The organism is Micromonospora sp. WMMA1996 (genome assembly GCF_002573675.1).
Taxonomy (GTDB): Bacteria; Actinomycetota; Actinomycetes; order Mycobacteriales; family Micromonosporaceae; genus Micromonospora; species Micromonospora sediminicola.
Genome location: NZ_PDHU01000001.1, coordinates 2277137 through 2296008 on the forward strand (window position 1 = coordinate 2277137; position 18872 = coordinate 2296008).

General features: G+C 74.4%; 17 protein-coding genes. 6 read left to right on the plus strand and 11 right to left on the minus strand.

What is annotated here, in order from left to right:
• Nucleotides 1–192 precede the first annotated feature (192 nt).
• Entirely contained in the window at nt 193–534 is a 342-nt protein-coding gene (locus tag COO58_RS11005) for an RNA polymerase-binding protein RbpA (RefSeq protein WP_046564157.1), read from the plus strand.
• Between the two features lie 70 nt (nt 535–604).
• Here the strand turns inward: COO58_RS11005 and COO58_RS11010 are convergent, their stop codons facing one another.
• Genes COO58_RS11010 through lnt form a run of 3 tightly spaced genes read right to left on the minus strand, consistent with a single transcriptional unit; the run spans nt 605 to nt 3523 of the window.
• Nucleotides 605–1114 carry an FxsA family protein gene (locus tag COO58_RS11010; protein ID WP_091574473.1) on the minus strand — a complete coding sequence of 170 codons (510 nt, stop codon included), beginning with the start codon at nt 1112–1114 and terminating at the stop codon, nt 605–607.
• A 55-nt stretch (nt 1115–1169) separates the two neighbouring features.
• Nucleotides 1170–1961, minus strand: a complete 792-nt coding sequence (locus COO58_RS11015; RefSeq protein ID WP_098744859.1) for a polyprenol monophosphomannose synthase — start codon at nt 1959–1961, stop codon at nt 1170–1172.
• A 26-nt stretch (nt 1962–1987) separates the two neighbouring features.
• Complete coding sequence (gene lnt, locus COO58_RS11020) at nt 1988–3523, minus strand: apolipoprotein N-acyltransferase (protein ID WP_245666636.1); 1536 nt, start codon at nt 3521–3523, stop codon at nt 1988–1990.
• 171 nt (nt 3524–3694) lie between these two features.
• Between lnt and COO58_RS11025 the strand changes: the two genes are divergently transcribed.
• From COO58_RS11025 to COO58_RS11035, 3 genes are all read left to right on the plus strand, one after another.
• Nucleotides 3695–6829, plus strand: coding sequence for a BTAD domain-containing putative transcriptional regulator (locus COO58_RS11025; protein ID WP_098744860.1), 3135 nt, complete (start codon nt 3695–3697; stop codon nt 6827–6829).
• 67 nt (nt 6830–6896) lie between these two features.
• A complete protein-coding gene (locus tag COO58_RS11030) occupies nt 6897–7874 on the plus strand; it encodes an ATP-binding cassette domain-containing protein (protein ID WP_091574476.1) in 978 nt (325 codons plus the stop codon).
• A complete protein-coding gene (locus tag COO58_RS11035) occupies nt 7871–8653 on the plus strand; it encodes an ABC transporter permease (protein WP_245666399.1) in 783 nt (260 codons plus the stop codon). The genes COO58_RS11030 and COO58_RS11035 overlap by 4 nt, the downstream gene beginning before the upstream one ends.
• Nucleotides 8654–9064: 411 nt before the next feature.
• On the opposite strand, the gene COO58_RS11040 is transcribed toward COO58_RS11035, so the two are convergent.
• The 6 genes from COO58_RS11040 to COO58_RS11065 all read right to left on the minus strand — a co-directional run bounded on the left by COO58_RS11040 (nt 9065) and on the right by COO58_RS11065 (nt 15807).
• Nucleotides 9065–10399 (minus strand): glutamate mutase L, encoded by a 1335-nt coding sequence (locus COO58_RS11040; RefSeq protein WP_098744862.1) that lies wholly within the window; start codon nt 10397–10399, stop codon nt 9065–9067.
• A gap of 67 nt (nt 10400–10466) precedes the next feature.
• The gene (locus COO58_RS11045) at nt 10467–10865 is read right to left on the minus strand and encodes a hotdog domain-containing protein (RefSeq protein ID WP_172967784.1); all 399 of its coding nucleotides are present in this window, start codon (nt 10863–10865) and stop codon (nt 10467–10469) included.
• Nucleotides 10862–11629: an OAM dimerization domain-containing protein gene (locus tag COO58_RS11050; protein ID WP_091574479.1), complete on the minus strand. Its 768-nt coding sequence runs from the start codon at nt 11627–11629 to the stop codon at nt 10862–10864. The genes COO58_RS11045 and COO58_RS11050 overlap by 4 nt, the downstream gene beginning before the upstream one ends.
• The gene (locus COO58_RS11055) at nt 11626–13185 is read right to left on the minus strand and encodes a lysine 5,6-aminomutase subunit alpha (RefSeq protein WP_091574480.1); all 1560 of its coding nucleotides are present in this window, start codon (nt 13183–13185) and stop codon (nt 11626–11628) included. The genes COO58_RS11050 and COO58_RS11055 overlap by 4 nt, the downstream gene beginning before the upstream one ends.
• Complete coding sequence (locus tag COO58_RS11060) at nt 13182–14753, minus strand: amidohydrolase (protein ID WP_091574481.1); 1572 nt, start codon at nt 14751–14753, stop codon at nt 13182–13184. The genes COO58_RS11055 and COO58_RS11060 overlap by 4 nt, the downstream gene beginning before the upstream one ends.
• 4 nt (nt 14754–14757) lie before the next feature.
• Nucleotides 14758–15807 (minus strand): zinc-binding alcohol dehydrogenase, encoded by a 1050-nt coding sequence (locus tag COO58_RS11065; RefSeq protein ID WP_172967981.1) that lies wholly within the window; start codon nt 15805–15807, stop codon nt 14758–14760.
• 157 nt (nt 15808–15964) lie between these two features.
• On the opposite strand from COO58_RS11065, the gene COO58_RS11070 reads away from it, so the two are divergent.
• Nucleotides 15965–17371 (plus strand): KamA family radical SAM protein, encoded by a 1407-nt coding sequence (locus tag COO58_RS11070; protein ID WP_098744863.1) that lies wholly within the window; start codon nt 15965–15967, stop codon nt 17369–17371.
• Between the two features lie 61 nt (nt 17372–17432).
• Here the strand turns inward: COO58_RS11070 and COO58_RS11075 are convergent, their stop codons facing one another.
• A complete protein-coding gene (locus COO58_RS11075; protein ID WP_098744865.1) occupies nt 17433–17627 on the minus strand; it encodes a CsbD family protein in 195 nt (64 codons plus the stop codon).
• A 156-nt stretch (nt 17628–17783) separates the two neighbouring features.
• Here COO58_RS11075 and COO58_RS11080 point away from each other — a divergent pair, with 156 nt between their 5' ends.
• A complete protein-coding gene (locus COO58_RS11080; RefSeq protein WP_098744866.1) occupies nt 17784–18398 on the plus strand; it encodes a histidine phosphatase family protein in 615 nt (204 codons plus the stop codon).
• Here the strand turns inward: COO58_RS11080 and COO58_RS11085 are convergent.
• The gene (locus COO58_RS11085) at nt 18328–18834 is read right to left on the minus strand and encodes an Lrp/AsnC family transcriptional regulator (RefSeq protein ID WP_091574486.1); all 507 of its coding nucleotides are present in this window, start codon (nt 18832–18834) and stop codon (nt 18328–18330) included. The two genes, COO58_RS11080 and COO58_RS11085, sit on opposite strands and share 71 nt — an antisense overlap.
• Nucleotides 18835–18872 lie beyond the last annotated feature (38 nt).

Consider the following 18872-nt stretch of genomic DNA (forward strand, 5'->3'; position numbering starts at 1 on the left):
ATCCCCGTTGACAGGCGAAACACTCCACCGATTCGGCCCGGCCGGGGACGACCCCGCCGGGCAGCTGTCATGGCCGGTTACCCTTGATGCTTCCGACCCGCGTACGGCCCTGCCGGCGTGGGTGGGGAATGGGCGGGCGGTGACCGGCCGTTACACCTGAAGACCAGCACCACGGACGAGGGGAAGTCGATCATGGGCGAGCGTATGCTGCGCGGTAGCCGGCTGGGCGCGGTCAGCTACGAATCCGACCGCAACACGGAGCTCGCGCCGCGTCAGACCCGCGAGTACCTGTGCGCCAAGGGCCACCAGTTCGAGGTGCCGTTCGCCGTCGACGCCGAGGTCCCGACGACCTGGGAGTGCAAGTTCGACGGCAGCGTCGCCCGGCTGGTCGACGGCAGCGAGCCGGAGCAGAAGAAGGCCAAGCCGCCGCGCACCCACTGGGACATGCTGCTGGAGCGCCGCTCGATCGCCGAGCTGGAGGACATCCTCGCCGAGCGGCTGCAGGAGGTCCGCACCCGCCGCGGTCGCGCCTGAGCACCCGTAGACGACCGAAACGCCCCCGGGATGATTCCCGGGGGCGTTTCGTCGCGTCTGGGGGGTTGCGTCAGCGGTCCACGATCTCACCCTCGATGGCCCGGCCGGGCTCGGCCACCGGCGGCTGCTGCGGCGTGGGCGTCGGCTGCGACTGCCCCTGGTAGACCCGCACCCGGCGCGGCCCGAACAGGTCACCGGCGACCATCGACGACACCCGCCGCTCGGTGGCCCGGCGCACCCCACCGCCGGCCAGTCGACGCAGCGGCGGCACCAGCAGCAGCAACCCCACCGCGCCGCTGACCAGACCCGGCAGCGCCAGCAGCAGCGCACCGAGCAGGCCCACCAGCCCGTCGGTGACCTGCGGCCCCGGCGGCTGGCCGGCCTGCGCGGCGGCCCGGAACCCCCGCCACGCCCGCATGCCCTCGCGGCGCAGCAGCACCAGACCCAGCAGCGAGGCCGCGAACACCAGCAGCAGCGCCGCGCCGAACCCGACGGCCCGGCCCACCAGGACGAAAACGGCCAGCTCCAGCAGCGTCAGCAGCAGCAGGGCCGGTGGTAGGTATCTCAGTCCTCGGCGCATCTCACCTCATCCGCCCGGTGTGTCGTCACGCCCCTCCAGCATGACACGCCCGCGCTCACGGCCACCGGGCCAACGCCGCCGGCCGGCCCCGCACCGACGGCCGCCGGTCCCGCACCCCCCACCGGGTGACCCGCCACAACGCCTCCGCCACGATCAGCGGGCTCATCTTGCTGTCGCCGTGCTCCCGCTCGGCGAACGTGATCGGCACCTCGACGATGCGCACGCCGGCGCGGTGCGCCAGCCGGGACAGCTCCACCTGGAACGCGTACCCCTGGGAACGCACCGAGTCCAGGTCGATCGCGTCCAGCGCGCTCGTCCGGTACACCCGGTAGCCGCCGGTGGCGTCGCTGACCGGCATACCCAGCGCCACCCGCGCGTACAGGTTCCCGACGCGCGACAGCAGCAGCCGACGCCACGGCCAGTTCAGCACCCGCGCGCCCCGGGTCCACCGGGAGCCGATCACCACGTCGGCGTCGCGGGCCGCCGCCAGCAGCGCCGGCAGGTCCTCCGGGGCGTGCGAGCCGTCGGCGTCCATCTCCACCACCGCGTCGTAGCCACGCCGCCGCGCCCACGCGAAACCGGCCAGATAGGCCGCGCCGAGACCTTCCTTGCCCGGACGGTGCAACACGTGCACCCGGGGGTCGTTCCCGGCGATCGTGTCGGCGATAGCGCCGGTGCCGTCGGGGCTGTTGTCGTCGGCGACGAGGACATCCACCGCGGGTGCCGCCACGCGGACCCGGTCGACGATGCGGCGCACGTTGTCGGCCTCGTTGTAGGTGGGGATGACCACCAGGACCCGCCCCACCCCGGGATGGCCGACCGTCCGCCTGTCGGCTGCCACGCCCACCGTCGCACCGCCTCCCGCTCGTCGGTTCAGCCGGCGGTGGCCCTGCGGCGGCGGCGCAGCACGGCCGCGCCGGCCAGCGCCGCGACCGCGAGGGCCGCGAGCGCCACCTCCGGCCACACCCCGGCCGTGGTGGCCGGGGTACGCCCGTCCCCGAGTCGCATCTGCCGCACCACCACCTCGGCGGTGTTGAACCCGGTCGCACCGTCTACCCGCCCGTCGGGGGAAACGAACCCGGACACCCCGACCGTGGAGGCCATCAGCGCGGACCGGCCGTGCTCCACGGCCCGCAACCGCACCATGGCCAGCTGCTGGCGGGCCTCGGCCACGTCGAACGTGGCGTTGTTGGTCTGCACCACCAGCAGCTGCGCGCCGCCGGTGACGGTGTCCCGGACGATGCCGTCGTAGGCCACCTCGAAGCAGATCACGTCGCCGAGGGTCACCGCGCCCGTGTCCAGCACGCCCGGGCGGGTGCCCGGGACGAAGTCCGAGCGCACCCGGTCGACCTCGGCGCTGACCTTGCGGGCGATCGACCGCAGCGGCACGTACTCGGCGAACGGCACCGGGTGCCGCTTGGTGTACAGCTGGGTCAGGTCGGCGCCGCTGCCCGGGCGCCACAGCAGACCGGCGTTGCGGACCTGCCCCTGACCGGGGCCGAGCAGCACCGCACCGACCAGGATCGGCGCGCCGATCGCGTCGGCGGCCTGGGAGATCCGGTCGCCGGCGCCCGGGTTGCGCAGCGGGTCGATGTCGCTGGAGTTCTCCGGCCACACCACCAGGTCAGGGCGGCGCTGCCCGCCCTGCGCGACCTGCTCGGCCAGTTTCAGGGTGGCGTCGACGTGGTTGTTGAGCACCGCCTGCCGCTGGGCGTTGAAGTCCAGCCCGAGGCGGGGCACGTTGCCCTGCACGATGGCGACGGTGACGGTGTCACCGGCCCCCCGTACCCCGGTCGGGACGGCCGTGCCGGCGGCCACGACCGCGACGAGCGCGGCGGTGAGCCCGGCGACCGGCCGCCACTGCCCGGCGGTGCGGCGCCAGTCCCGCCAGGCGAGGGTGAGCAGGATCCCGCCGGCGAGCGCGACGGCGAACGTGACCAGCGGCGCGCCGCCGAGCGCGGCCAGCCGCAGCAGCGGCGAGGTGTCCTGGCTGAACGCCAGCCGCCCCCACGGGAACCCGCCGAACGGGGTGCGGTCGCGCAGCGCCTCCTGACCCACCCACAGCACGGCGGTGAGCAGCGGCCACGCCGCCCGGTGCCGGTCGGCCAGCGGTGACACCCAGGCGGTGGCCGCGCCCAGCAGCGCCAGGTAGCCGGCCTGCAGCAGCGACAGCAGCACCCACGGCAGGTAGCCGGTGTGCAGGTTGGTCCACTCCAGCAGCGGCGCGAACAACGCCACCCCGGCGAGGAAGCCCAGCCCGGCGCCGGCGCGCAACCGCCGCCGGTGCACCGCTGCGGCCAGCAGCGCCACTCCGACCGGCGCGAGCGGCCACAGCCCGTACGGGGGGAACGCGACCAGCAGCGCCAGACCGGCCAGCACGGCGGCGGGCACGGCCAGCGTCAACGGCAGAGGACGCGCGTCGGCGTCCGGGCGTGCCCCGTCGGTGGCACGCGGCTGTTCCCGGTCGAGCGTCGTCACCGGCACCTCACCACGATCACGGGCCGAAGGCTACCCGGCCGCGACGTCGACCGGCCCGGCCGGTGTGGGCCGGACCACCAGGGGCAGGCGACAATCGGGCGTATGCGGTTCGGTGTCCTCGGCCCCACCCAGGCGTACGCCGCCGACGGCACCGCGCTGCCCGTCGCCGGGCAGCGGCTGCGCGCCCTGCTGGCGTTGCTGCTGCTCGACGCCGGCCGCACGGTGCCGCCGGGACGGCTCGTCGACGGCGTCTACGACGCCGACCCCCCGCAGCGGGCCGCGAACGCGCTGCAGTCACAGGTGTCGCGGCTGCGCCGGCTGCTGCCCGGCGTGGAGATCGAGTTCGGTCCGGCCGGCTACCGGCTGGCCGTCGACCCGCAGCAGGTCGACGTGCATGAATTCGCCGGCCTGGCCGAGGCCGGCCGGGTCGCGCTCGCCGCCGGCGACCCGGGCCGCGCCGGCGCGCTGCTGCGGCAGGCACTGCGACTGTGGCGCGGCGAGCCGCTGGCGGACGTCACCGGCACGGTGCTGGCCGCCGAGGCGGCCCGGCTGCGGGACCTGCGCCTCGCCGCGGTCGAGGACCGCGTCGAGGCGGAGCTGGCGTCCGCGCCGGCCGGTCCGCCGCTGGTGGCGGAACTGCGGGCGCTGGTGGCGGAGCACCCGCTGCGGGAGCGGCTGTACGGGCAGCTGATGCGCGCCCTGCACGGCGCCGGACGATGCGCCGAGGCGCTGGCCGTGTACGCCCGGGCCCGGGAGGTGCTCGCCGAGGAACTGGGCGCCGACCCGTCGGCGGAGCTGACCGCGCTGCACACCGCCCTGCTGCGCGACGACGGGCCGCCCGCCGGTGGCACGCCGTCACGGCTGCCGACTCCGCTGACCAGTTTCGTCGGTCGGGAGCGGGAACTGCGCCGGGTCGGTGAGCTGCTCGCCTCGGCGCGTCTGGTGACCCTGCACGGGCCGGGCGGCGCCGGCAAGACCCGCCTGGCCGTCGCCGCCGCGAGCCGCCACGACGCCCCCGTGTGCCTGGTGGAGTTGGCGTCGGTGGCGCCCGGGTCGGCCGTGGCGCCGGCGGTGCTGGCCGCGCTGGACCTGCGCGACGCCGGGCTGCGCGCCCCCGGCGGCCCCCGTGACCTCACCGACCGGTTGGTGGCGGCGCTGACCGACCGGCGGCTGCTGCTCGTGCTGGACAACTGCGAGCACGTGGTCGACGACGCGGCCCGGTTGACCGCCCGGCTGCTCGCCGCCGCACCCGACCTGAGGGTGCTGGCCACCAGCCGGGAGCCGCTGGGTCTCACCGGCGAGGCGATCTGCCCGGTCGGTGGGCTGCCGGTGCCCGCCGGCCCGGTGCCACCGCAGGCGGCCGCCGCCTACGCCGGGGTGCGGCTGTTCACCGACCGGGCCGCCGACGTCGCGCCGGCCTTCACCCTGGACGCGGCCACCACGCCGGCCGTGCTGCGGATCTGCCGCACCCTCGACGGCCTGCCCCTGGCCCTGGAGCTGGCCGCGGCCCGGTTGCGGGCCCTGCCGGTGGCGCAGGTGGCGGCGCGCCTGGACGACCGGTTCCGGCTGCTGCGCCGCGGCGACCGGGCGGCGCAGCCCCGGCACCGCACGCTGGAGGCGGTGGTGGGGTGGAGCTGGGAGCTGCTGGACGAGCCGGAGCGGCGCCTGGCCGCCCGGATGGGCGTGTTCGTCGGCGCCGCCGACCTGCCGGCGGTGCAGGCGGTGTGCGGGCCGACCGACGACGACGACGTCGTCGACGTGCTCACCGGGCTGGTGGACAAGTCCCTGGTGGAGGCCGACGACGGGCGGTACCGGATGGTGGACACCATCCGCGCCTACGCGGCGCGGCGGCTCACCGACGGCGGGGAGGCCACGCGGGTGCGGGCCGCGCACACCGCGTACTTCCTGGACCTGGCCCGGGCCGGCGACGCCGGTCTGCGCGGTGTCGGCCAGGACCGCTGGCTGCGCCGGTTGGACGCCGCCCGTGACGACCTGCACGCGGCGCTGCGCCGGGCGGTGGACGACGGGCACACGGAAGCCGCGCTGCGGCTGGTCGCGGCGCTGGCGTTCTACTGGTGGCTGCGGGGGCTGCGCGGCGAGGGCGCCGAGCTGGCCGGGCGGCTCGTCGACCGGCTCGACGCGGCGCCGGCCGGCCTCGACGAGGAGTACGCGTTGTGTCTGCTGGTCGCCACGCTCGCCGGCGCCGGCGACGCCACGGCGGTCGCCACGGCCTCGCGCATCCTGTGGGACCGCGACCGGCCGCCCCGACATCCGTTCCTGCTCTACCTGTCCGGTACGGCCAGCGGCCCGCCTCCGCCGCACCGGCTGGCCGTGCTGACCGACCGGGCCAGCCGGGAATGGCTGCTCGGCACCGACCCGTGGAGCCGGGCCCTGGGCGTGCTCGGCACCGCCACCGTGCACCTGCTGCACGGCCACCACGACCGGGCCCGCGCCGACCTCACCGAGGCGCTGGCCGGGTTCCGGGCGCTGAACGAGCGGTGGGGCATGATCCTGGCGCTGAGCACCCTCGCCGAGACCGCCTACCGGGAGGGCGACGCCCGCGCGGCCGCCGCGCCGATGGCCGAGGCGCTGCGCCTGGTCGAGCAGCTCGGCTCCACGCTGGACCTGGCGGAGCTGCTGCGCACCCGCGCCGACGGTCGCCTGCTCGTCGGTGACCTGACCGGCGCGGGCGACGACTACCGGCGGGTGCGCCGGATGGCCGGTCCGGCCGGCGCGCCGGAACTGGTCGCCGCCGCCGACCTGGGGCTCGGGGAGATCGCCCGCCGCGACGGCGACCCCGACCGTGCCCGGACGCTGTGCGAGCGGGCCCTCGCCGGGTGCCCGTCGGGCTGGTTCGGCGCGGAGGTGGTCCGGTTGGCGGCGCGGGTGACGCTCGGGCAGCTCGCCGACGCCGCCGGTGACCCGGCGGCGGCCCGCGCCCACTACCGGCGCGTCGTCACCGCGACCGTCGGGGTGTGGGACGTCCCGACCGTCGTCGCCGCGGTGGACGGGCTGGTCCGGCCGCTACTGGCCGACGACGGGCCCGAACGGGCCGCGTACCTGCTGGGGGCCGTGTCGGCGCTGCTGGCCGGCACCGGCGCGGCCGACGCCCCGGCGGTCGCGCCGGTCGCCGACGCCGCCCGGTCGCACCTCGGCGCGGCAGCGTTCGCCGCGGCGTTCACCCGCGGCGCCGCGCTGGCGCGGCCGCAGGCGGTGGCCGTGCTCGCCGCCGGCTGACCGCGCCACCGCCGCCCGGTCAGCGCGCGGTGCGCCCCCGGTCAGCGGCGCCGGCGACGCTGGCGCCATGACCGATGAGACGACGGCCGTGCTGGCCGAGGGGTTACGCAAGCGGTACGGCCCGACCACCGCCCTGGACGGGTTCGACCTGGCGGTACCGGCGGGCACGGTGTGCGGGATGCTCGGCCCCAACGGAGCGGGCAAGACCACGGCGGTGCGGATCCTGACCACGCTGCTGCGCGGCGACGGCGGCCGGGCCCGGGTCGCCGGACACGACGTGGCCGCCCGCCCGGATCGGGTACGCGAGGCGATCAGCCTGACCGGGCAGTACGCAGCCGTGGACGAGGTGCTCAGCGGCCGGCAGAACCTGGTGCTGTTCGGCCGGCTGCGGCGCCTGCCTGCGCGTACCGCCCGTCGCCGCGCCGACGAGCTGCTGGACCGTTTCGGGTTGGCCGCGGTGGCGGACCGGTCGGCCGGCACCTACTCCGGTGGGATGCGTCGCCGCCTGGACCTGGCCGCCAGCCTGGTCGTGCCGCCGCGGGTGCTGTTCCTCGACGAGCCGACCACCGGGTTGGACCCGCGCAGCCGCAACGGGTTGTGGACGGCGGTGCGGGAACTGGTCGCCGACGGCACCACGGTGCTGTTGTGCACCCAGTACCTGGAGGAGGCCGACCAGCTCGCCGACCGGGTGTGCGTGCTCGACGCCGGCAGGGTGGTGGCCGAGGGCACCCCGGAGCAGCTCAAGGCGCGCATCGGCGCCGACCGCGTCGAGCTGGTGGTGCGACGCGCGGCGGACGTGCCGGCGGCGGCGACGGTGCTGGAACGGGCCACCGGGGCGGCGGTGACGGTGGACGGGGAGCTGCGCCGCGTGGACGCGCCGGTAACCGACCGGATCGCCGTGCTCACCGCGGTCCTGCGGGAGTTGACCGACAGCGGGGTGGAGGTGGAGGACGTGCTGGTGCGTCGACCCACGCTGGACGAGGCGTTCCTGCGGTTGACCGGCCACACGGCGCACGCGCGGCAGCGTGCGGAGGTGGCGGCGTGACGGCGCTCGTCGACGGCTGGGTGATGGCCGGACGGAACCTGCGGCACGTGGTCCGCTCCCCCGAGGAGATCGTGCTCTACTTCACCCTGCCGATCATGTTCGTGCTGGTGTTCGGCTACGTGTTCGGCAGCGGCATGGCGGTGCCCGGCGACGGCAGCTACCGAGAGTTCCTGCTGCCCGGGGTGTTCGTCATGACGATGCTCTACGGTCTCGGCGCCACCGCCTCGGCGATCGCGGTCGACGCCGGCCGCGGCGTGGTGGACCGTTTCCGCTCCCTGCCGATGGCCCGCTCGGCGCCGCTGTCCGGACGGGCCGGCGCGGACCTGGTGCGGGCGTGCCTGGAGATGGCCACCCTCGTGGTGTGCGGGCTGCTGGTGGGCTGGCGGTGGCGTGAGGGCCTGCTCGCCGCACTCGGGGCGGTGGCGCTGATCCTGCTGCTGCGCGCCGCGCTGACCTGGGTGGGGATCCTGCTGGGGTTGCTGGTGCCGAACCCCGACACGGTCGGGGTGGTGGTGTTCCCGCTGGCGTTTCCGCTGACCGCGCTGTCGAACGTGTTCGTCGCACCGGAACTGATGCCCGACTGGTTGGGCGCGGTCGCGGCGTGGAACCCGCTGTCGGCGACGGTGGCGGCCGTGCGGGACCTGTTCGGCAATCCGGGTGTCGGCGCGGACTCGTGGCCGGCGCGGCACGCGCTGCTGCTGGCGATCGCCTGGCCGCTGGCGCTGATCGCGGTGGCCGCCCCGGCGGCGGTGCGCCGCTACCAGCGGCTCGGCCACTGACCCGGCCGGTGACGGAAATCGGGGCGCGGCCTAAGCCGCGCCCCGATGCTCCCAGGCCCTCCCCGGCCGGTGGGGCGAGGACGATCGGCGCCGACCTTCGGACCGACCGGACGTGGACTGGCTGCCCCCGCCTGGCCGTTGTCTACTGGCCGTTCCTCTCACCCTGCCCGTACACCGGTAACCGCGGCCGGTTCGCGCCGCCCCGCCGACCCCCGCCCGCTGGACCTGGCCGCCGCAACCTTCCGGTCACTCGGCCAGCGGACGAAGGGACGAAGCGAACAACAGCCGCTTCCCGTAGTAGGACTCAAAGACGGTACGGCGTAGACCCCCGCCGCTGTCAACCCACCCCGGCCTGTCGTGTGCTGCGCCACGGCGTGTCGCGTCGGCGCGTCTCGATCCGTGGACGGTCGGTCAGCCGGCGAGGTGGTGCCGCAGCACCGCCGCCGCCGCACCCGGATGCTCCTCGGCGAGCAGCCCGGCGGCAGCCAGCACGTAGTCGACGTCGACGACCGGCCGGGCGGCGCGCGGCAACGGCCACCCACCGGCGTGGTCGGTGAGCACCGCGTCGAGCACCGCCACCGCATGACCCGCCTCGGCGTGGCGCAGCACCCCGCCGGAGCCGACGAGCAGCCGCACCTCCCGCAGATCCCGGCCGGCGCGTTCCCCGGTGGCCGCGCCCCGGGCGTGCCGCCGCAACGCCACCGTCGCCGCGAGGGTCGCGATGCGCCGGTCGGCGGCCCGGTCGGCGTCACCGGCGGCCAGGAACCCCGGGTCGGCGGCCCGCACCGCCGCCGCCTCGGCCAACGGCCCCTCCTCCCCCGGGTCGAGCAGCCGCTCCTCGGCGGCGGCCCGCACCACACCCGGCGCGCTCCACCGCATGCCCAGATCCCCCTCGACGGTGCGGGCCCGCCACAGCGTCCCGGCGACCTCCTGACCGGGGCCGCTGTCGCGCTCGTCGGGGGTGAGCACCGAGTACACGTCGGTGGTGGCCCCACCCACGTCCACCACGGCCAGGTCACCGCCGAGGGTGTCGGCGAGGACCTCCACCCCGGTCAGCACCGCGTCGGGCGTCGCCGCGCGCACCAGCCGCGCGAAGCGGCTGCCCCGCGACAGCCGCTTGCCGCCGATGACGTGCCGCAGGAACACCTCCCGGATCGCCGCCCGGGCCGGCCCGGGCGCCAGCACCCCGATGCGGGGCAGCACGTTGTCCGCGGCCGTCACCGGCACCCCCGCTGCCACCAGCACGGCGTGCAGGTCGGCGCGGACGTCGACGTTGCCGGCCAACACCACCGGAACCCGCCAGCGGGCCCGCGCCAGCCGGGTCGCGTTGTGGGTGAGGGTGTCGGCGTCACCGCCGTCGGTGCCACCCACCAGCAGCACCACGTCCGGGCGGGCCGCCCGCAACGCCGACACCTCGGCCGCGCCGAGCCGGCCCGCGGCCACGTGCACCACGTTCGCACCCGCCGACAGACCCACCCGCCGGCCCGCCTGCGCCGTCACCAGCGGCTCGTAGCCGATCACCGCCAGCCGCAGCCCACCACCGGCCGACGAGCACACGTACCACGGCACGTCACCCACGCCGGCCGACGCGGTGGCCGTGCCGACCGCGGCGTCCAGGCCGTGCAGCACGTCCGTGCCGACCGTGGTCGGCGCGGACGCCGCGCCGACCAGCCGACCGCCGTCGAGGTCGACCACCGCCGCCTTCGTGTACGTCGACCCGACGTCCGCGCAGACAACGGTGTTCATGCGGCGCTCACGGGGCTGGTCTTCGTTCGCGACTGCGGGGCTCGCAGGACCGGCTCGCTCCTCGCGCTCACGGGGCCGGCGGCACGACCACGGTGCCGGTGGCGGTGACCGCGACGATCGGGGGATCCAGCACCTCGGCCGCAGACTCGCCCCGGTCCGGGCGGCCCCGGCACACCACCGCGCAGCTCAGCTCCAGCGTCCGGCTGCGCGAACCCACGCGGGCGACCTGCGCCGTCACCTCCACCACGTCACCGGCCCGGATCGGCGCGGTGAACCGCACGTCCGAATAGCCGGCGAACAGCCCCTCGTCGCCGTCGGTGCGGATGCACACCTCCGTGGCCACGTCACCGAACAACCCCAACGCGTACGCCCCGTCGACCAGGTTCCCCGCGTAGTGCGCGTGGGCGTACGGCACGTACCGGCGGTGGGTGACGGTCAACCCCAGCCGGGGATCCTGCTCGCTCAACTGCTCGCCTTCCTGGAGGTGATCAACGCGTGGACGAGGTAACTGGCGACCTCGCCCGGGGTGGTGCCGCGACCGAAGATCCGGTCGACGCCCAGCTCCGTGGTCATCGTCTCGTCGAACCGGGGCCCACCGACGATCAGCAGCGGCCGCTTCCCCGCCGGCATCGCCTCCCGGAACGCCGCCGACATCTCCCGCGTGTTGTGCAGGTGCGCGTCGCGCTGCGTCACCACCTGCGACACCAGCACCGCGTCGGCCTTCTCCGCCCGGGCCGCCTCCACCAACTCCGGCACGCTGACCTGCGCACCCATGTTGGTGACCTTCAACTCCCGGTAGTACTCCAGGCCCTTCTCCCCCGCGATGCCCTTGACGTTCAGGATCGCGTCGATGCCCACGGTGTGCGCGTCCGTGCCGATGCAGGCGCCCACCACCGACAGCTTGCGCCGCATCCGCTGCTTCACCACCGTGTTGACCTCCTTGGCCGACAGCAGCGGGAAGTCCCGTTCCACCACCTGCACCCGGTCCAGGTCAACCAGGTGGTTCACCCGCCCGTAGACCACGAAGAAGGTGAACCCGTCGCCGATGGGCTTGGCGTGCACCAGCATCGCCGGGTCCATGCCCATCTTGTTGGCCAACTGCACCGCGGCGCCCTCGGCCCGCTTGTCGTGCGGCACCGGCAACGTGAACGACACCTGCACCATGCCGTCACCGGTGGTGTCCCCGTACGGCCGCACGATCTTCTTCTCGCTCGGGCTGTGCTGGCTCATGCCGACTGCTCCAGGATCTCGGTGGCCGGGTTGAAGTAGTCCGCCTCGTGCCGCGCCACCCCGTCCAGGCCCTTGCCCCGGTCCGCGGGCCGCTTCATGATCCCGAACGTGCCCTCCGCGATCGCCGTCAACAGCGACTGCTCACCGATGCGCTCCAGCAGGTCGACCGCCTCACCGAGCACCCGGTGCGCCCGCTGCTGGATGAACCCGCCCGGCGCCGGCACGAAGTCCTCGTGCAACCCGCCCGCCGCACCCAGCACGTACCGCACGTTCTGCAACGCGATGTCCCGGTCCGACAACCACGGCGTCACCACCGCCTCGGTCATCATCCCCACCAGCAGGATGCCCTGCCCGGTCATGGTCCCGACCAGGTTGAAGAACCCGTCCAGCAGGTTGCCCCGGAACACGTCCCCGGTCATGTGCTTCGTCGGCGGCATCCACTTCAACGGCGCGTCCGGGAACAACTCCCGCGCCAGCAACGCGTGCGCCAACTCCAACCGGAACGACTCCGGCACCTCCGGGTTGATCTCGAACGCGTGCCCCAACCCCAGCAACCCGTCGGACAACCCCGCCTCGTGCGCGAAGAACTCGTTGAGCAACTGCGACACCGTCACCGTGTGCGCCTCGTCCACCGCGTCCGCAGTGGTCAGGTAGTTGTCCTCACCGGTGTTGATGATGATCCCCGCCCGCGCGTGCACCTGCCGGGAGAACCGCTGGTCCACGAACGTACGGATCGGGTTGATGTCACGGAACAGGATCCCGTACATCGAGTCGTTGAGCATCATGTCCAGCCGCTCCAGGCCGGCCAACGTCGCCATCTCCGGCATGCACAGCCCCGACGCGTAGTTCGTCAGCCGCACGTACCGGCCCAACTCCCGCGACGACTCGTCCAACGCCGCCCGCATCAGCCGGAAGTTCTCCTGCGTCGCGTACGTGCCCGCGAACCCCTCCCGGGTCGCCCCCTCCGGCACGTAGTCCAGCAGCGACTGCCCCGTCGACCGGATCACCGCGATCACGTCCGCGCCGGCCCGCGCCGCCGCCTGCGCCTGCGGAATGTCCTCGTAGATGTCACCGGTCGCCACGATCAGATAGATCCACGGCCGCTGCTTCGGATCCCCGTGCCGCTTCACCAGACGGTCCCGCTCGGCGCGCCGCCGGTCGATCTGCCGCACCCCCGCCGCCACCGCCCGCCGCGCGGCCCTCCTCGCCGCCGTCGCCGCCTTCGCCGTCGGCTGCGCGAACCGCACCGACCCCGCCGCGGCCTTCTGCGCCAGCAACGTCACGTCCGACACGCCCTCCCGGGCCATCGCGTCGAACACCGGCACCGCCACCCCGTGGCCCAGCCCCACGTCGGCCACCACCGCGTCCACCAGACGGTTCACCCACGGGATGCCGTCCGGGTCCGCGCCGGTCACCCCGGCCAACCGCAGCACCGCCCGCTCCACCGACACCGTCGTGTGGCTGCGCGCCAGATCCACCACCGGCTGCCCGGCCCGACGCGCCAACTCCCGCGCCCGCGCCACCAACGCCGGATCCAGCCCAAGCTTCCCTGTCACGAACTGCCTTCCTGATAGATCACGTCACCGCGCAACACCGTGGCCCGGCACACCGGCAGCGGCGTCGGATCCTCCGGACCCCGCGCCTCCGGGTCCTCCGCCTGCAACACCGGCAAACCCCGCTCCACCCCCGCAGGGGTGTCCCACACCGCGAACGTCGCCGGCGCACCCAACGCCAACACACCCTCGTTGTCCAGGTGCACCGCCCGCCAACCACCGCGCGAGTGCGCCGCGAACGCCGCCCGCACACTCATCCGCTGCCCCGGGTTGTGATGCGCCGCCGCCGCCCGCACCGACCCCCACGGATCCAGCGGCGTCACCGGCGAATCCGACCCGAACGCCAACGCCACCCCGACCCCGTGCATCGCACCCATCGGATTCGACTCCAACGACCGGGCCAGACCCAACCGCGACTCGTACATCCGACCCGCGCCACCCCACAACCGGTCGAACGCCGGCTGCATCGACGCCACGATCCCGTACTCCACGAACCCGGCGATCAACCGCTTGCTCATGATCTCCGCGTGCTCCACCCGGTGCCGCGCCGCCCGCACCCGATCCGTGCCCAACGTCCGCGCCGCCGCCGCGAACCCCTCCAGCACCGTGCCGATCGCCGCGTCCCCGATCGCGTGGAACCCGCCCTGCATCCCGTGCGCCGCGCAGTCCACCAGATGATCACGCACCTGCTCCGCCGTCACGTACCCGTGCCCGCACGCCCCCGGCTCACCGTCCAGGTACGCCGCCGACACGTGCGCCGTCCGCGACCCCAACGCCCCGTCCGCGTACAGGTCCCCGCCCGCGCCCACCGCACCCAGATCCCGGGCCTTCGCCGCGCCCAGCAGCTCACCCCAGTACCCGTACACCTCCGGCACCCCGTCCCCGGACACCGCCAGCAGACCCGTGAAGTCCGACTCGTCCGACGTCCCCGGACCACCGCACTCGTGCACCGCCGCGATCCCCAACGACGCCGCGTGCCGCAACGCCGCCCGCTGCGCCACCACCCGCTGCGCGGCCGACACCGAACCCAGCGCCGCCTCCCGCACCACGTGGTGCGCGTCCCGCCGCAACCAGCCCGACGCGTCGTACCCGGGCGCCGCCACCACATCCGGACACGCCGCCAGCAACGCCGCCGACACCAACGCCGAATGGATCGACGCCTGCGACAGGTACACCCGCCGCCCTCCGGCCGCCCGGTCCAACGCCGCCGCGTCCGGCACCACCGGCGCCGCCCACGTCGACTCGTCCCAACCGTGCCCCAGCACCACCGCGTCGCCCGGCAACCCCGCCGCGAACGCCGCCACCGCCTCCAGCAGCTCACCGGCCGACCGCACCGCCGACAGATCCAACCCCGACAGGGCCAGACCCGTGTCCGTCGCGTGCACGTGCGCGTCCACGAACGCCGGCGTCACCAACGCCCCGCCCAGGTCCACCACCCGATCGGACACCGGCGCGTCCGCGTCCGCACCCAACCAGGCGATCCGCCCGTCCCGCACCAGCAGCGCCGTCGCGCTCGGGTCGGCCGGACAGTGCAGCACTCCACCGCGATACAGCGTCGAGGGGTTCGTCATGGCCTCAGTCTGCCGCCAGCCGCGCCTCGAACAGCCCGCGCACCCCCGGCTCGGCGCGCAACAACTCCAACGCCAACTCCGCGTGCCCCGGCACATACCCGTTGCCCACCAGCATCGTCACGTCCGCCGCCAGGCCCTCCGCGCCCAACGCCGCCGCCGCGAAACTCGTCGCCATCGAGAAAAAGATCACCGTACCGCCGTCCGCCGTGGCCAGCACCGCGCCGTGCTCACACCCCGGCACGTCCACGCACACCACCGTCACGTCCGCCGGCACCCCCAACGCCGTCGTCACCGCCGTCGACAGACCCACCGGATCCCGGGCGTCCGCCAACGCCACCACGTCGGCCACCCCGGCCGCCGTCAGCGCGTCCCGCTCCGCCGCCACCGGCACCACCCCGACCGTACGGCCGGCGCCCGCCCGCCGCGCCGCGGCCAGCGACAGCGACCCGCTCTTGCCGGCCCCGCCGATCACCGCCACCGACACCGGACGCGGATCACCCTCCCGCGCCCGCCGCGCCACCTGCTCGGCCACCACCCGCGACGTCAACGCCGGCGCCCCGCACACGTCCAGCACCGCCAGGGACAACTCCGGGTGCAGATCCGCCGGCAGCACCGCCGCGATCGACCGCGCGAACAGGATCGCGTACCCGTCGCACGGCACCTGCTCGCTGCGCCCGTCCCACCGGGCCAACCCGTCGGTGATCGTCAACGGCGTCAGCGTCAACGACACCAACGTCGCCACCCGGTCCCCCGGCCGCAACCCCAGCGGCGAGCGGCGACCCGCCTCCTCCACCGTGCCGATCAGCATGCCGCCCGACCCGGTCACCGGGTTCTGCATCTTCCCCCGGGTCGAGATGATCTCCAGCACCTCGGCGCGGACCTTCTCCCCGTCCCCGCCGTGCTTCTCCGCCAACTGCCGGAAACTCGCCGCGTCCAGGTTCAGCCGCTCGACCCGGATCCGCACCTCGTTCGCCGCGATCCGGGGGTCGGCGTCCAGCCGCCAGGCCGCCTGCGGCAGCACCCCCGCCGGTTCCACGACTCGGTGCAGACCCACCGGTGACGTCACGCCGACCCCCTATGTCCAGCCGCCCGAACCCCCGGGTCAGGGCTCGCGTCGCGGGAAAACTTCCGGCAGACTAATTTCTTTACCGCAGATTTTCCAGTAGCGTTCGCACCCGCTGATCAACCGCACCGCACGACGAGGAGGGGCCGTGACCCAGACCCAACCGGTGGAGACCATCCCGACGTCCCGCCCCGCGCCCGTCGCCGTCCCCACCGCCGGACAGCCCTACGAATACCGGCGCGCACCCCTGGTCGAACCCGACTGGACCCGCTTCCCCGGCTGGCGCCACGTCACCCGCGACCAGTGGGAGAGCGCCCAGTGGCAGCGCGTCAACTGCGTCAAGAACATCAAGCAGCTGCGCACCGTCCTCGGCGACACCGTCGACGAGACCTTCTACGCCGACCTGGAGGCCGACCAGAAGGCCCTGGCCACCATGTCCATGCTGGTGCCCCCACAGATGCTCAACACCATGGTGCCGTTCGCGCCGATGAGCACCGAGGCGCTGCTCGCCGACCCGGTCCGCCGCTACATGATCCCGGTCGCCTCCGACCGGCGCACCGACTGGCCCTCACACCCCTACGCCAGCCGCGACAGCCTGCACGAACACGACATGTGGGTCGCTGAGGGACTCACCCACCGCTATCCCACCAAGGTCCTCGCCGAGCTGCTCTCCACCTGCCCGCAGTACTGCGGCCACTGCACCCGCATGGACCTCGTCGGCAACTCCACCCCCGCCGTCGACAAGCTCAAGCTCACGCTCAAGCCGGTCGACCGCTACGACGCCCACATCACCTACCTCAAGGCCCACCCCGGCGTCCGGGACGTGGTCGTCTCCGGCGGCGACGTCGCCAACGTGCCGTGGCGCAACCTCGAGTCCTACCTGATGCGCCTGCTGGAGATCGAGACGATCCGTGACATCCGGCTCGCCACCAAGGCGCTCATGGGTCTGCCCCAGCACTGGCTCCAGCCCGACGTGGTCGAGGGCCTCGAACGGGTCGCCCGCACCGCCGCCCGGCGCGGCGTCAACCTGGCCATCCACACCCACGTCAACCACGCCCAGTCGCTGACCCCGCTGGTCGCCAAGGCCGCCCAGACCGCGCTCGACGTCGGCGTCCGCGACGTCCGCAACCAGGGCGTGCTCATGCGCGGCGTCAACGCCACCAGCGCCGACCTGCTCGACCTGTGCTTCGCGCTGCAGGGCGAGGCGGGCATCCTGCCGTACTACTTCTACATGTGCGACATGATCCCCAACGCGGAGCACTGGCGGGTCCCGGTCTGGCACGCCCAGCAGCTCCAGCACGACATCATGGGCTACCTGCCCGGCTACGCCACCCCGCGGATCGTCTGCGACGTCCCGTTCGTCGGCAAGCGCTGGGTGCACATGCTGACCGACTACGACCGTGAGCGCGGCATCTCCTACTGGACCAAGAACTACCGCACCTCGATCGAGTCCGCCGACCTGGAGGCGCTCAACAAGCGCTACGCGTACTACGACCCGATCGACACCCTGCCCGAGGCGGGCCAGTCCTGGTGGCACGCCCACCGCGACGACTGACCGTCGCGCCGCACAGCGTCGCCCCCGCCGGCTCAGCCGGCGGGGGCGACGTGCGTCCGGGTCACTTCTCGAACGCGTCCTTGACGTCGCGACCGGCCTGCTTGACGTCCTGCCCGGCCTGACGCGCCCGTGCCGCGCTCTGCTCGCTGGCGCCCTCGGCCCGCAACCGCTCGTTGTCGGTGGCGTCGCCGATGCGCTCCTTGGCCATGCCGCTCATCTCCTGGGCCTTCATCTTCGCCTTGTCGGTGAAGCTCATGTCGCCCTCCTCGTCAGCGTGCGGCTTGCCCTTGTCGCGTCCCCGGTGCCGGGCTCGACAAACGCCGTTGACCGGCGCACATCCCCTAATGCATCCTAGGACAATAGGTCAGAGCGGTTCCCGGTGCCGGCCCGACGGGCGTGGTTGACTGGGCGGGTGAACGAGATACTGCTGATCCGGCACGGCGAGACCACGTGGAGCGCCAGCCACCGGCACACCTCGTACACCGACCTGGAGCTGACCCCCGACGGCGAGCGGCAGGCCCGCGCGCTCGCTCCCCTGCTCGCCGGCCGGCGCTTCGTCCGGGTGCTGTCCAGCCCTCGGCAGCGCGCCACCCGCACCGCCCACCTGGCCGGGCTGACCGTCGACGCCACCGACCCCGACCTGGCCGAATGGAACTACGGCGACTACGAGGGCCGCACCAGCGACGCCATCGGCGAGGAACGGCCGGGCTGGAGCATCTGGACCGACGGCGGCGGCCCCGGCGGCGAGTCACCGGCCGAGGTGGGCGCCCGGCTCGACCGGGTGCTCGACCGGGTCGCCCCGCTGCTGGAACGGGGCAGCGTCGCGCTGGTCGGGCACGGGCACAGCCTGCGGGTGCTCGGGGCGCGGTGGATCGGCCTGCCCCCGTCGGGCGGCGGACTGCTGCGGCTCGACACGGCCACGCTCAGCGTGCTCGGCCACGAGCACGGCCGGCGGGTCATCCGGCGCTGGAACCTGCCGGCTCCGTCGCCGACCGGGACCGACCCCGACCGGGCAGCTCGGCACTGATCCGCGGCGGGCGGTTCTCATACGGCGTGGACAGCACCACAGTGGTGCGGGTCGTGACGTTGGCCGAGATGCGGATCTCCTGCAGCAGCCGTTCCAGGTCGGCCGGGCCGGCCACGCGCACCAGCAGGAGATAGAAGTCCTCCCCCGCGACCGAGTAGCAGGAGTCGATCTCGGGCAGGTGGGCCAGCCGCTCCGGCGCGTCGTCGGGCTGCGACGGGTCGAACGGCCGGATCGCCACGAACGCGGTCAGCGGCAGGTCCAGCGCCTCGAACGACACCCGCGCGGCGTACCCCTTGACCACGCCACGCTGCTCCAGCCGGCGGACCCGCTGGTGCACGGCCGACACCGACAGGCCCACCCGCTCGGCCAGGTCCGTGTACGACAGCCGACCGTCCCCGGTCAGCGCGGCGACGATGGCGCGGTCGATCTCCTCCACGCGGCGCAGCCTAGCCGCAAAAGCGCTCCCACGCCGCA